This window comes from Sphingobium sp. (assembly GCF_048594625.1).
Classification (GTDB): domain Bacteria; phylum Pseudomonadota; class Alphaproteobacteria; order Sphingomonadales; family Sphingomonadaceae; genus Sphingobium.
On the sequence record NZ_JBMDWL010000060.1, the window covers coordinates 1 to 14,077 of the forward strand.

Here is a 14,077-nt window from a genome sequence, read left to right on the forward strand (position 1 = left end):
CGGCGCTCTATGCCCCCGGCCGTTACATGGTCGATGGCGACGCCACCAAAGTCCATTTCCGTGTCAAGGCGCTGATCGGCGGATATGAAGGCGACTTTCTGCATCCCGAAGGGACGGTCGTCATCGATCCCGCCCATCCCGATCGCGCCATGGTCGACATCCGCTTTCCCGTGGAAAAAATGACTACGGGCGACAGTTCCACCGACGCCATGCTGAAGGGCGGCAGCTTTTTCGACATGGACCAATATCCCATGATCCGCTTCGCGGCGCAGGACGCACCGTTGATCGGCGGGGATGCGCCAACGCCGATTGCCGGACAATTGACCATGCACGGGCAAACCCGGCCGGTCACCCTGTCCGTCCGCCTGACCGGCACGACCCCGGACGAAGCACCGGGGCTTTCGGTCCTGCACTTTGCCGCAACGATGGCGGTCGAACGCAGCGATTATGGCATGGGCTTTGGTCGCCCGTTCGTGTCCGATAGGGTGGACCTGACCATCGACGCAATATTCCGTCGCGACTAAAACGCTGCACGAAAGAAAAATCTTTACCCGCCCCGCCAAAAAGCGTTAAAGGCGCGCATCATGCAGAGCGTCGCGCTTCTTACCCTGCTACGACTTACACGCCCTTAGGCGTGGCTTTTGTGCTGCCTTCCGGCTAAGGGCAGCTTCGATCCGCCTAAGGGCATCCATCACAGTCAAGTCGTACCGCGGGGAGCGCTCCTTTCGAATTTTCAGGCGCGCCTCGATGCAGGAAGTAGTTTGATCCCATGATGCTGACCGATCCGTCCCAGAAGTACCGCGCCTTTCCTCAGGTGGACCTGCCCGACCGCCAATGGCCGTCGAAGGTCATTACGAAGGCGCCCCGCTGGCTGTCGACCGACATGCGCGACGGCAACCAGTCGCTGATCGATCCGATGAACGCGGAAAAGAAGCGTCGCTTCTTCGACCTGCTGCTCAAGGTCGGCGTCAAGGAGATCGAAGTCGGCTTCCCCAGCGCGGGCGCGACGGAGTTCGACTTCATTTCCGGGCTGGTGCGCGATGGCGCGATCCCCGACGATGTGATGCCCCAGGTGCTGACACAGGCGCGCGCGGATCTGATCGCCACCACCTTCGAAAGCCTGAAGGGCGCGAAACAGGCGATCGTCCATGTCTACAACGCGATTTCGCCCGCATGGCGCAACATCGTGTTCCAGATGGAACGGCCGCAGGTGCGCGAAATCGCCGTGAACGCCGCAAAGCTGCTGCGCGATCATGCCGCGGCCCAGCCCGACACCGACTGGCATTTCGAATATTCGCCCGAAACCTTCTCTACCGCCGAACTGGATTTCAGCCTGGAATGTTGCGAAGCGGTGATGGACATCCTTCAGCCGACGCCGGAACGGCCGCTGATCCTGAACCTGCCCGCGACGGTCGAATGCGCGACGCCCAACATCTATGCCGACCAGATCGAATGGATCTGCCGCAATATTTCGCGCCGCGACAGCGTGGTGATTTCGCTGCACACCCATAATGACCGGGGCACCGGCGTCGCCGCCGCGGAACTGGGCATCATGGCGGGCGCGGACCGCGTCGAAGGCTGCCTGTTCGGCAATGGCGAGCGCACCGGCAATTGCGACATCGTGACCGTCGCGCTCAACATGTATACGCAGGGCATCAACCCGGAACTGGATTTCAGTGACATCGACGAAGTCATCCAGACGGTCGAATATTGCAACCAGCTGCCCGTCCATCCGCGCCATCCCTATGCCGGCGAACTGGTCTTCACCGCTTTTTCCGGCAGCCATCAGGACGCGATCAAGAAGGGCTTCGCCGCGCAGGAAGCGCGCAACGACCTCATCTGGAACGTCCCCTATCTGCCGATCGACCCCAAGGATCTGGGCCGCGATTACGAAGCCGTCATTCGCGTGAACAGCCAGTCGGGCAAGGGCGGCGTCGCATGGGTGCTGCAACAGGACAAGGGCTTCAAACTGCCCAAGCGGATGCAGGCCGATTTTTCGAAGGTGGTGCAGGCGCTGGCCGACAGCAGCAGCCGCGAACTCAACGCCGCCGACATTTCCGCCGTGTTCGAAAGCCATTATTGCATGGCGGGCGATCAGCCCTATGCGCTGATCGACTATCATGAAAGCGGCGCGGCGGGCGACCGCATCTTCACCGGCAAGATCGCGCATGAAGGTGGCGAGCGTTCGATTTCCGGGCGCGGCAACGGCCTGCTGTCCTCGGTGCTGGCGGCGCTGCGTGATGAACTGGGCATCAGTCTGGAAATCGCGGATTACAGCGAACATGCCATCGGCGCAGGCAGCGACGTGAACGCTGCCGCCTATGTCGAATGCCGCACCGCCGACGGCCGCACCGTGTTCGGCATCGGCACCGACAGCGACGTCGCGACCGCTTCGGTCAAAGCCGTGCTGTCCGCCGCCAACGGGATTGCCGTGCGGGGCTGATCCGCACGCTCCATATCCAACACCGTTCGGTTCGAGTAGCCTTCGAGCGAAGTCGAGAAGGCGTATCGAGAACTGTTCTCGACAAGCTCGAACCGAACGGCTTTTTTATGGCGAGGTGATGTCCTACTTCGCCAAAGCCCGGACAACCCGGTCCCATTGTTCCAGCGATTCCCGGATGCCCGCAACCGGCACCCGTTCGTTCAGGCCATGGGCAAAGCCGTCCTCCGCCTTCATGAACAGGCTGGACACGCCATAGCTGGGCACGCCCAACGCCCGGAAATAGAGGCTGTCTGTTGCCCCCGCCGACATGCCGGGCATGACCGTGATGTCCGGCGACCGCGCCGTCACCGCATCGCGCACCGCCTTCATGACGTCAGCGCGCAGCGGCGATGCGTCGCTCGCCAGCGGATCACCCAGCGTCTTCACGGTGGCGCTGGGGTCGCCCACCACCTTTTCCAGCTGCGTCTTCACATCCTCGATACTGACGCCGGGGAAGATGCGGCAATTGACGCTGACCTTCGCGCTTTGCGGCAGGGCGTTGAGCGCATGGCCCGCCTGCACCATGGTCGCGACGCAGGTCGTGCGCACCTGCCCCACAAATTCAGGCCGCGTCGTCAGCAATTCCGCCGCCGCCGCATCGCCCGTTTCCGCATAGCGCTTCATCGCCTGCCCCACTTCGCCACCGATCCGGTCGGCCGACAGCGCCAGCGACGCCTTCGTCAATTCGTTGCGCATTGGCGGGAACTGATAGGCGGCGATCCGGTCGATGGCCTTCGCCATGCGATAGATCGGGTTGCCCGGCGTCGGCGCGCTCGAATGGCCGCCCGCATCGGTGAAGGCGAATTCATAGTCGGCATAGCTTTTTTCGCCCGCCTGCAACTGGTAAAGGACCGGCTCGCCCGCTTCATTCAGCAGGCCGCCGCCACCATCGCCGTTCAGCAGCAGTTCCAGCCCCTTGAACCGATCCGCCAGCGCTTTGGTCGTCACCATGTCGGTTTCCTCATCCCCCGACAGGATCAGGATCACCGAACGGCGCGGTTTCCATCCTTCCTTTTTCAGCTGCGCCATGGTCGCGACCATCATCGCGACGTCATATTTATTATCCTCCGACCCGCGCCCGAAAATATAGCCATTTTCCTCTACGGGCACGAAGGGGTCGCGGGTCCAGTCCGCCCGGTTCGCGGCCACCACATCCATATGACCGATCAGGCCCATGGGCTTGAGTTTCGGGTCGCTGCCCTGAATGGTCGCCGTCAGCGTCGCGGTTTCGCCCATCGGCGTGATGACGATGTCCGCATCGGCAAAGCCCGCGCTTTTCAGCACCGACGCATAATAGGCCGCCAGCCTGGGCACCTGTCCTTCGCCCTGCACCGTTTTATAGGCGACGGACCGCATCAATATATCCTTTGCCGCGCCCGCATCGGCGGCGGCCCGCGCGCCATGGGGCATGGCCAGCGTCGCCAACCCCAATAAAGCGCTTCGCATTTTCATATATTGGCACTCCCTAATGGACCCTGTCTGTATCTGTGGCATAGCGGATCGCACCGGCCAATGCGTTTAACCGGACGCGCGTGGAAAGAGGGCCACCTTATCCGCGTTGCATACCCCTAAAGAATTGCTTGCGCGCAATCGGACGTAACGCATCCGATATAGGCCGCCGTTCGCCCAGAGGAAAAAATGATGGCCCTCCATTATCGCAGTTTCGGATTTCAGGTTCTTGCCGGCATGGTTGTGGGCCTGTTGCTGGGCCTTGTCGCGCGCCAGATGGGCGCGGGGCCGGACGGCGATCTCAACTGGCTGGCAACGACGCTCAAGACCGTCGGGTCGATTTTCGTATCGCTGCTCAAGGCCATCGTGCCGCCGCTGGTCTTCGCCGCCATCGTCGCGTCGATCGCGAATTTGCGCGCGCTGGACAATGCCGCGCGCCTGGCCGGGCAGACCCTGCTCTGGTTCGCCATCACCGCCCTGATCGCGGTCGCCATCGGCATTGCTATCGGCGTCATCGTTCAGCCGGGCAGTGGCCTGCACGGCACGGCACTGGCCATGGGCAAGACGGACAGCATGGGCGGCTGGCTCGATTTCCTGAAAGGACTGGTGCCCGGCAACAGCCTGGCCCTGTCGGGCAGCACGAAGATCACGGACGGGTCGGCCAGCACCACCCTCTCCTTCAACATCCTGCAACTGCTGGTCATTTCCATCGCGGTGGGCCTCGCCACGCTCAAGGTCGGTGAAAGGGCAGACCCCTTCCTCGCCTTCGTCCGTTCGCTTCTGGCCGTGGTCCGCGCAATCCTTGGCTGGGTCATCCGCCTGACGCCCATCGGTTCGGCCGCGCTGATCGGCACCGCCATCGCCACCTATGGGTGGAGCGCGCTGGCGCAGCTTGGCACCTTTACCGCCGCCATCTATCTCGGCCTCGCGCTGGTGCTGCTGGTCGTCTATCCGACGCTGCTGATCCTCAATGGCCTGAAACCTGGCCCCTTCTTCGCCAAGGCATGGCCCGCGATCCAGCTGGGCTTCGTATCGCGCTCCTCGGTCGGCACCCTGCCCGTCACCGAAGCCGTGACCGAACGGCTGGGCGTCGACAAGGGCTATGCCGCCTTCGCCATTCCGCTCGCCTCCACCACCAAAATGGATGGCTGCGCGTCCATCTACCCCGCGCTGGCGGCGATCTTCGTCGCGGGCTTCTATGGCATACCGCTGCACTTCATCGATTATGTGCTGATCGTCTTCGTATCGGTCATCGGTTCGGCCGCGACGGCGGGTCTGACCGGCGCGATCGTGATGCTGACGCTGACGCTGTCGACGCTGGGCCTGCCGCTGGAGGGCGCAGGGCTGCTGCTCGCCATCGATCCCATCCTCGACATGGGCCGCACGGCGGTGAATGTCGCGGGACAGGTTCTGGTCGGCATCATCGTTGCCAAGCGCGAAGGGATACTCGACGAAAGCGCCTATTATGGCGAAGGCGAACTGGCCCCTGCCTGAAGCGGCCAATCATGTTGCCCCGGCGCGGCGCCGGGGTAACGCCTGTGGGACGGGGAACCCCTATCCCCTTCCGATCAATCCAGAACGTTGGGCAGATCCTCGAACCCCTTGCGCAGCGCCGCACTCCACCCCTGCGAAATCATCGCGAATTCTTCATTATCCGCCTCGATCCGGGTACGGACTCGGAAGTCGTAGCTGTCGCGTTCGATGACGGTCAGGTCCAGCGGCATGCCCACCGACAGGTTGGATCGCAGCGTCGAATCCATCGACACCAGCACCGCCTTGGTCGCATCCTCCAGACTGGTTTCGCGGCAGATGATCCGGTCAAGGATCGGCTTGCCATATTTATGCTCGCCAATCTGGAAGAAGGGCGTGTCTTCCGTCGCCTCGATGAAATTACCGGCGGAATAGATCAGGTACAGGCGCGGCTTGCCGCCCTTTCGCTGGCCTGCGACCATGATCGACGCGCTGGCGCCCGATCCGCCCATTTCGATGCTTTCCCGGTACCGGGTCTGCATGGATCGCATGGCATCGCCCACGATCTGGGCCACGCGATGCATGGTGTCGCAATTCAGGATGGTTTCGACGTCGGGGTTCAGTTCCGATTCGCGGATCGCCTTGCTCAACACCGCCTTCACCCCCTGGGTGATGGACAGGTTGCCCGAACACATCAGCGTGATCGCGCGCTCACCGGGCACATGATAGGTGAAGCTCTTCCGAAAACGCGCAATATTGTCCATGCCCGCATTGGTGCGGGTGTCGGACAGCATGACCAGTCCCTGATCGACGCGTACGGCCACACAATAAGTCACGGCCCCCCGGCCTCCTGCTTTTTTCTGCTGCGACGACCCGATTCGTTCGCCGGGCCATCGCGCTGTTCAACCCGCAGAGCCGGGCGGCGGGGTGCTTTGCTGCTGCTGTTTCTGCAGCTGCCGTTCCTCGACTCCATCCTCCGCCTGCGCGATACGGACGTCGGCGTCAATCCATATGTCGCCCGCCACCGTAACGGAACCACGGATCGGCGCGGCTTCGTCCGCGTCCAGACCGCTGGCGACGCGCAGATAACGTTCGGTCACGCACACCCGGTTGGACGGGTCGAACCCGATCCAGCCCAGTTGCGGCAACCATGCTTCGGCCCAGCCATGGGTTTCGTGCAGCGCATCGCCGTCCCCCGCCAGCAGATAGCCCGATACATAGCGCGCGGGGATGCCGATGGCGCGCGCGGCGGCGATGAAGACCTGCGCATGGTCCTGACACACGCCGGCGCCCAGGGCGAAGGCTTCGGCGGCGCTCGTATCCGATGTGGTCACCCCTGCGCGATACTGCACCGCGTCGCTGACCGCGGCCGACAGCGCATGCAGGGTCGCCAGCGGCCCGTCCCCGTCCGGCAGGGCCTGAGCCATCGCGACGATGCCGTCCGACGCACGCGTCAGCCGCGTATCGCGTAGGAAATAGCGTGGATCGACCCGGCTGTGCAGATGGCCGACGACGCCGTGGCACTCGCGCGTTTCGACCAGCCCTTCGGCCACGATCACCGCATTGTCCAGCCGGTCGTGGCGAATCCAGATCGCTTCCTTTTCGCCATAGCTGTTGGGGCGAAATCCGGTCAGCGGCTCGCCATTCACGCTGACCTGCCATTCCAGCACGGTCTGCGCGGGCGTATCGACCGGCATCAGCTTCAGCCGCATCGCCACGCGCCCGGCGGCGGCCGCGTAGCGATAGACGGTCTGGTGGCGAACCAGCAATTTCACGATCTTCCCCCTTCCCGCACCCTGCCGCGATCAGCCGAAATGATAGGCCTGCGCGATTTCCGAACCCAGCCGGTTGGTCATGGACAGGCCATGCTGCACTGTTTCATGCAGGCCGAACCGGAATATCTCGCCACTATCCAGCTTTTCCAGCGCGCTCACCATTTCCTGCACCGTATCGTTGCAGGCGGCGCGCGCATCATGCCAGCCCGCCAGACGATTGAGCCGATAGGCCAACTGGTCGTAGCAATAGGCGACGCTGCGCGGGAACAGGCGGTTGAGCATCAGAAAATCGGTGATCTGCCAGGGCGTGTAGGTGCCGCCATAGACATGGTGATAGGCGCGGCTGCCCGACAGCGCATGCAGCACCGACGTCCATTGATAATGATCGCGATTGCCGCCGATCACCTCTGTTTCGGGCAACAGGACATAATATTTGACGTCCAGCAGGCGCAACGTCATCTGCGCCCGTTCCAGCGCGGAACCGGTGCGCAGAAAATCATGCCCTTCATTGCGCAGCTGCCCCGAATGGGCCGCCCCGCGAAACGTCATGACGCGGGTCTTCACCCAGTCGATCAGCGCGGGCAATTGCTGGCGCGCTTCGCCGACATCATAGCTGTCGAGCTTGCGCCAGCCTTCGTTCAGCGCTTCCCACATGTCCTGCGTCAACATGGTGCGCGCCGACTTCGCATTGGCGCGGGCTTTCAGCAGGCAGGACCGGATGGACGACGGATTGTCGAGGTCCAGCATCAGAAAGGATACGACGTCGCTTTCGGTAACCTGCGTCCCTTCGGGAAACTGATGCCCCGCGCCGGTGGCCCGCACGACCGATCGCCATTCGTCGCGATGATGCGCGCCCGGCAGGATCGCCATTCGCTGCCCCATGGTGAGCAGCCGCGACGTCGCCTCCGCCCGCTCCATATAGCGCGCCATCCAGAACAGATTTTCGGCGGTCCGGCTCAGCATGGAGAAACCTCATATTCCGTTCGGGCTGAGCGAAGGCGAAGCCCATTTCCGAGCGAAGGCGAAGACAGCTCACGACGTTCGGCGATGCCCTTCGACATTTCAGCCAGACAGGGGTCTGGCTGGAACAGGGCGAACGGCTGTTGTTTATGAAGCGCCATTCCCATCAGTCCTGCAACACCCATGTATCCTTCACCCCGCCGCCCTGGCTGGAGTTCACGACGAGCGACCCTTCGGTCAGAGCAACGCGGGTCAGGCCGCCGGGAACGAGCCTGATCTGCTTTCCGACCAGGCAATAGGGACGGAAATCGGCATGCCGCCCCACCACCGCCGCCGGGCCCAGCGTCGGCACGGTGGACAGGTCCAGCGTCGGCTGGGCGATGAACTCGCCCGGATTGGCCCGGATGCGTGCGGCATAGGCCTCCACCTCATCCTTTGTGGATTTGGGGCCGATCAGCATGCCGTACCCGCCCGATCCATGCACTTCCTTGGCGACCAGCTCATGCAGGTTTTCCAGTACATATTGCAGTTCGTCGGGCTTGCCGCACTGCCATGTCTGGATATTGTCCAGGATCGGCTTTTCACCCAGATAGAAGCGGATCATTTCGGGCACATAGATATAAACCGCCTTGTCGTCGGCGATGCCAGATCCGGGCGCCGACGCCAAAGTCACGCCGCCATTGCGATAGACGTTGAATATGCCCGGCACGCCCAGCAGACTGTCGGGGCGGAACACCAGCGGGTCGATATATTCGTCGTCGATCCGGCGATAGATGACATCGACCGCCTTCGGCCCCAGCGTGGTCTTCATCCACACCCGGTCATTGTCGACGAACAGGTCGGCCGGTTCCACCAGTTCCACGCCCATCAGGTCGGCGAGGAAACTATGTTCATAATAGGCGCTGTTGAGCGACCCCGGCGTCAGCACGACGACGACCGGATCGCCCTTGCATGCGGGCGGCGCGACTTCCTTCAGGCTCTTCAGAAGCTCGGCGGGATAATCATCCACCGGCGCGACTATGCCCTGCGCGAACAATTCGGGGAACATCCGGGTCATGATGTCCCGGTTTTCCAGCATATAGGATACGCCGGACGGGGTGCGGCAATTATCCTCCAGCACTTCGAAACTGCCCGGCCCGGTGCGCACGATGTCGATGCCCACGATATGGCTATATACCTTACCCGGCGGGGTAAAATCGGCCATTTCCGCCAGATAGGCGCTGTTCCTGTAGATGATGTCGGCGGGCATGATACCTGCCTTCACAATTTCCCCGCGATGATAGACGTCATGCAGGAACGCGTTGAGCGCCCGCGCCCGCTGGCGGATACCCTTGTCCAGGATGCGCCATTCGTTGGCGGTGAAGATGCGGGGCAACAGGTCGAACGGGATCAGCCGTTCCGGGTCGCCGCCCTCGCCATAGACGGCGAAGGTGATGCCGATACGGCGGAATATCGCCTCCGCCTCGTCCATGCGGCGATTGAGCCCGGCTATGCCCGTTCGTTCCACCCATTTCTGCACTTCGTCGTAACAGGGGCGGATGGAACCATCCGGCTCAAACATTTCATGGAAGGGCAAGTGGTCATTCCTCCCTCGGCCACTGACGGCCGGTTGTGCATTGCAATATTAGTGCGCCGCCCCGTGGCGATTGCAAGGCAAAAATGGCGAAGACGAAAAAGGTTGCCTGTCCGTTTAGGATAGATGGCGGAAAGCGCCGCAATCTTCGTTTTTGCGGATGACCAGATCAGGCCCTATGGCTGACCCGCATCGACGGCACAGCGGGAGAAGTGCGACATGCGCGGCATCAGGCAGGCGCTCACCATATGGATGATCGCATCGTCGCTGACCCTGACGGGCTGCGCCGCGGCTGTGCGCGACCAGATCTACAAGGCCAGCGCTGCTCCCATCGACGTCGCCCAATGGACGCGCAGCGCGCCGCAACCCCTGTCGGTCCGCACGACGGACGGGCTGACACTCACCGGCTATTACTGGCCCGGCGAACCGATGGACCGCGACGTCATCCTCTTCTTCCACGGGCGCGGCTCCAATCAGGGCGTGGCCGCCCGCTATGCCGAACATCTGACCGGTCGGGGCGATCATGTCATCGTCGTGTCCTATCGCGGGTTCGGCGGCAATCCGGGCAGCCCGACACAGGCGCGGCTGGTCGATGACGGGCGCAGCTTCATCGCCGCCGCGCGCAATCTGGTGGGCACGAACGCGCGCATATTTCTGGTCGGCCATTCGCTGGGCGGCGCGGTGGCGCTGCATGTCGCGGCCACCACCCCGGTCGCGGGCGTCATCACCCTGTCGACCTTCGACAAGTTCGCCGAATCCGCAACTGGCGGGATCAGCGCCATCCTGCCCGACAAATGGAACAATGTGGACGCCGCATCGAAAATCAGGGCGCCCTTCGTCATGATCCACGGCACCGCCGACGACCGTGTGGACATGGATCAGGCGGGCGCCCTGTTTGCGGCGGCAGGCCGTCCCACCGACTGGCTGATCGCACCGGGCGCGGGGCATAATCCCGACATGGCAAAGCTTGGCCCGCTGGTCAGCGAAGCGGTGGAGGCGGTCGATGCCGACGCGCTGGACGCTTATCCCGCTGCATTGCCGGACGGTTGGGACGTGCGGCGAAAATGATTGCAAAACTTTTGCATCAAACCCCGTTGACCGACCCGCCATCGCTGCGTATAGCGCCGCCTCACCGCAGGGCGAACCGCCCGGCGAGGCCCTCTGGGGCGGAGTAGCTCAGCTGGTTAGAGCAGCGGAATCATAATCCGCGTGTCGGGGGTTCAAGTCCCTCCTCCGCTACCATTTTCGAAGCACTTAGCGGCAAACTGTCCGGCGATTTTACAGCCGGTTTACAGATCAGAGCCATGCGTCGCATGCCATCATCCGGCATCACATCCATTCCGGATCAAAATCGCGGCGCGCAAATGCTGCATATTTGCATAACTAACAGGGTTTGTACCGATTTTGCGGGCCTGCATTTAACCTTCGCGCAACCACTGCACCTTACATCCCCCGATCGTTACAGGGGGAAAACGACATGCCGCAGCTGACGAGCCGTGAACGGCTTGACTGGCCCGACCTGGCCAAAGCGATCTGCATCCTTCTTGTCGTCATGATGCATTGCGAAGGCGGTTACGATCTGGCCGGCTGGCAGCATCAGCCTATGCTCAAATCCATCTGGCACGGGCTGAATGAGGGTATCCGCCCCATTCGCATGCCGCTCTTCTTCCTCATATCCGGGCTGCTCGCATCCGGTTCGATCCTGCATCCGTCGGACCAAACGACCCGCAACCGGCTCCATCGCCCGCTCATCTCTATCTGCTCTGGGGCGCCATTCTGGCACTGACCCTGCCGCTCCATCTTCCGACGGACTTTCCCGACAATCCGTTGATCAGGGTCGGACTGTCCGTCGGGCTGGTGGCTGGAATGTCGTGGTACATGCTCGCTCTGGCGATCTTCTACCTGATTACGAAAATGACGCTGCGCCGGCCATTGCCTGTCGTGCTGTTGCTCGGCGCAGCCCTGTCCATCACCGGCACCCTGTTTCAGGACGTCATCTTCGGCCAGCAGCCCAAATTATTCCGCTGCCTGATCTTTTTCCTCATCGGAGTGCGGATGAAGGATCAGATCATGGGCTTCGCGCGCGCCGCCACGACCACCCGCGCCGCCTTTCTGGGCGCAGCCTATCTTGCAGGCGCCACCGCCATGCACGGCACGAACAATTTCGTTCTGCCCGTCGACATGGTCGCCGTCGCGTTCGGGGTGACGCTGTGTCAGGTCATCGCCACCCGCTGGGCCGTGGTGATGGAGCCAGCGCGCTGGATGGCTGGCCTGACGCTGCCGGTCTATCTGATCCACTTCCCGCTGATCCATGCCCTCGCCTGGCTTGGCGACCGCTTCCTGCCGCAATCGATGCTGGGCAATTTCTGGATCGGCCTCATCGCGCCGACCCTGTCCGTGCCGGTGCTGATCGTCGCCTCGCTTGCGATCTTCCGACTATTGTCGTCGATCGGCGCGGGATGGCTGTTCGACCTGCCGTTCGAACGCCCCGCATCGCCCCCTGCCCCGGAACCGTTGATCGCCAGCCAGCCGCAACCATCGCAGACCTGATGACCGCAAGGGCGGCCAGCCGCCCCCGCAAAGCCCCCTATCGCTACATCCGCCTTGCCTGTCCCGGCAAAGCGCGCCAATCCTCCTGCCCAATGGCGAGATAAGAAGGACAGGCGACCGCATGAGCTATTATGACATTCTGATCGTGGGCGCGGGCCATGCCGGGGCGCAGGCCGCCATCGCGCTGCGGCAGATGGGCTTTGACGGATCGGTCGGCATGATCGGCGATGAAAAAGATCCGCCCTATGAACGCCCGCCTTTGTCCAAGGAATATTTTGCGGGCGACAAGGGCTTCGACCGCCTGCTGATCCGTCCCGCCGCCTTTTGGGCAGAACGCAACATCGCCATGCTGCTGGGACGCCGCGTGCGCAGCGTTGATCCAGTCGGCAGGTTCGTGACCGTGGGTGATGAGGAAATCGGCTATGGCAAGCTCATCTGGTGCACCGGCGGGTCGCCGCGCATGTTGACCTGCAAGGGCGCGGACGCGCATAATGTCCATGCCGTTCGCCGCCGCGACGATGTCGACGCGATGATGGCAAAGCTGGACAGCGTCACCCATGTCACCATCATCGGCGGCGGCTATATCGGACTAGAGGCGGCGGCCGTCCTGTCCAAACTGGGTAAGCAGGTCGTGCTGCTGGAAGCGCAGGACCGGGTGCTGGCGCGCGTCGCGGGCGAAGACCTGTCGCGCTTTTACGAGGGTGAACATCGCGCCCATGGCGTCGACCGGCGCACCGGGGCGCAGATCGACCATATCGACGCCACCGACGGCCGGGCGACCGCGGTGCTGATGCAGGATGGCGAACGGATCGACACCGACATGATCATCGTGGGCATCGGCATCATCCCCGAAACCGGTCCGCTGATCGCGGCGGGCGCGGCGGGCGGCAATGGCGTCGATGTCGACGAATATTGCCGCACCAGCCTGCCCGACATCTATGCAGTAGGCGATTGTGCGTCCCATGCGAACCGCTTTGCGGGCGGCGCGCAGATGCGGCTGGAATCGGTACAGAACGCCAATGATCAGGCAAAGGTCGCCGTCGCGCACATCATGGAAAAGCCCGCCGCCTATGACGCGGTGCCGTGGTTCTGGTCCAACCAATATGATCTGAAGCTTCAGACCGTCGGCATTTCCGCCGGGTTCGACCAGACCATCCTGCGCGGCGACCCGGCCAGCCGCAGCTTTTCCATCGTCTATCTCAAGGGCGGCAAGGTGATCGCGCTCGACTGCGTCAACGCGGTGAAGGATTATGTGCAGGGCCGCGCCCATGTGGTCGCAGCCGCTACGCTCGACCCGGCACAGCTCGCCGACGCCTCCATACCGCTCAAGGAAGTAGGGCTGGGCTGAGGGAAGCAAGGCAAACGGCATCGACCATAAACTGCCCTGCTCGTCATGCCAGCGAAGGCTGGCATCTTCATGGGTCTCGCGCGCCAGGCCAGCGCAGGTCATTGGGATTGACGCCCCTCCCAACGCCCCGCGCTGGTATGACGATTTGGGTTCAGGACTAGATAGCCGCCAGTCCGCCCCCTACCCTAGCTGTGGTCTCCACTAGCGGTAAGCCTATGAACCACCTCCCACGACAATGCGGTTAGCATCATCCCCAACGCCGCCGCAGCCTGTCCATCCCAAAACAAATATGCCGTAAAAGCGATGGTAAAAATCCAGAGGCCGATGACCCAAATTTGGGGCATATCACATCGTCGCACAGGAAATGGCGGGTTCCGACGGATATTGGCTCGATAGCAGACAGCCCCTTCCCCATCCACCCCCCCTTGCATCCTACACAAAATTCCGTTATTTCTGTTTTTACAGAAAGG

General features: G+C 62.6%; 12 protein-coding genes and 1 tRNA gene. 8 read left to right on the plus strand and 5 right to left on the minus strand.

Annotation, left to right across the window (positions count from 1 at the left end):
- Positions 1–524, plus strand: a 524-nt coding sequence (locus ACOJSJ_RS07540) for a YceI family protein (protein ID WP_420144374.1), incomplete at its 5' end; no start/stop codon positions are given.
- Positions 525–769: 245 nt separating this feature from the next.
- A complete protein-coding gene (gene leuA, locus ACOJSJ_RS07545) occupies positions 770–2,443 on the plus strand; it encodes a 2-isopropylmalate synthase (protein WP_420144375.1) in 1,674 nt (557 codons plus the stop codon).
- 123 nt (positions 2,444–2,566) lie between these two features.
- Here leuA and ACOJSJ_RS07550 read toward each other — a convergent pair whose 3' ends face one another.
- Positions 2,567–3,934, minus strand: coding sequence for a M20/M25/M40 family metallo-hydrolase (locus ACOJSJ_RS07550; RefSeq protein WP_420144376.1), 1,368 nt, complete (start codon positions 3,932–3,934; stop codon positions 2,567–2,569).
- Between the two features lie 189 nt (positions 3,935–4,123).
- Here ACOJSJ_RS07550 and ACOJSJ_RS07555 point away from each other — a divergent pair, with 189 nt between their 5' ends.
- Positions 4,124–5,425 carry a dicarboxylate/amino acid:cation symporter gene (locus tag ACOJSJ_RS07555; protein ID WP_420144384.1) on the plus strand — a complete coding sequence of 434 codons (1,302 nt, stop codon included), beginning with the start codon at positions 4,124–4,126 and terminating at the stop codon, positions 5,423–5,425.
- A 74-nt stretch (positions 5,426–5,499) separates the two neighbouring features.
- Here the strand turns inward: ACOJSJ_RS07555 and ACOJSJ_RS07560 are convergent, their stop codons facing one another.
- The 4 genes from ACOJSJ_RS07560 to ACOJSJ_RS07575 form a co-directional block, all read right to left on the minus strand.
- Positions 5,500–6,237 (minus strand): peptidase, encoded by a 738-nt coding sequence (locus ACOJSJ_RS07560; RefSeq protein WP_420144377.1) that lies wholly within the window; start codon positions 6,235–6,237, stop codon positions 5,500–5,502.
- 66 nt (positions 6,238–6,303) lie between these two features.
- Positions 6,304–7,176, minus strand: coding sequence for a transglutaminase family protein (locus ACOJSJ_RS07565; RefSeq protein ID WP_420144378.1), 873 nt, complete (start codon positions 7,174–7,176; stop codon positions 6,304–6,306).
- Between the two features lie 30 nt (positions 7,177–7,206).
- On the minus strand, positions 7,207–8,139 hold the full coding sequence (locus ACOJSJ_RS07570) for an alpha-E domain-containing protein (protein WP_420144379.1): 933 nt from the start codon (positions 8,137–8,139) through the stop codon (positions 7,207–7,209).
- Between the two features lie 163 nt (positions 8,140–8,302).
- Positions 8,303–9,712: a circularly permuted type 2 ATP-grasp protein gene (locus ACOJSJ_RS07575; protein ID WP_420144380.1), complete on the minus strand. Its 1,410-nt coding sequence runs from the start codon at positions 9,710–9,712 to the stop codon at positions 8,303–8,305.
- Between the two features lie 216 nt (positions 9,713–9,928).
- Between ACOJSJ_RS07575 and ACOJSJ_RS07580 the strand changes: the two genes are divergently transcribed.
- From ACOJSJ_RS07580 to ACOJSJ_RS07600, 5 genes are all read left to right on the plus strand, one after another.
- Positions 9,929–10,777, plus strand: coding sequence for an alpha/beta hydrolase (locus tag ACOJSJ_RS07580; protein WP_420144381.1), 849 nt, complete (start codon positions 9,929–9,931; stop codon positions 10,775–10,777).
- A 97-nt stretch (positions 10,778–10,874) separates the two neighbouring features.
- Positions 10,875–10,951 (plus strand) — tRNA-Met (locus ACOJSJ_RS07585).
- A gap of 235 nt (positions 10,952–11,186) precedes the next feature.
- Positions 11,187–11,495: an acyltransferase family protein gene (locus tag ACOJSJ_RS07590; protein WP_420144382.1), complete on the plus strand. Its 309-nt coding sequence runs from the start codon at positions 11,187–11,189 to the stop codon at positions 11,493–11,495.
- 2 nt (positions 11,496–11,497) lie between these two features.
- Positions 11,498–12,259, plus strand: a complete 762-nt coding sequence (locus ACOJSJ_RS07595; RefSeq protein WP_420144385.1) for an acyltransferase family protein — start codon at positions 11,498–11,500, stop codon at positions 12,257–12,259.
- A gap of 121 nt (positions 12,260–12,380) precedes the next feature.
- Positions 12,381–13,607 (plus strand): NAD(P)/FAD-dependent oxidoreductase, encoded by a 1,227-nt coding sequence (locus ACOJSJ_RS07600; RefSeq protein ID WP_420144383.1) that lies wholly within the window; start codon positions 12,381–12,383, stop codon positions 13,605–13,607.
- Positions 13,608–14,077 lie beyond the last annotated feature (470 nt).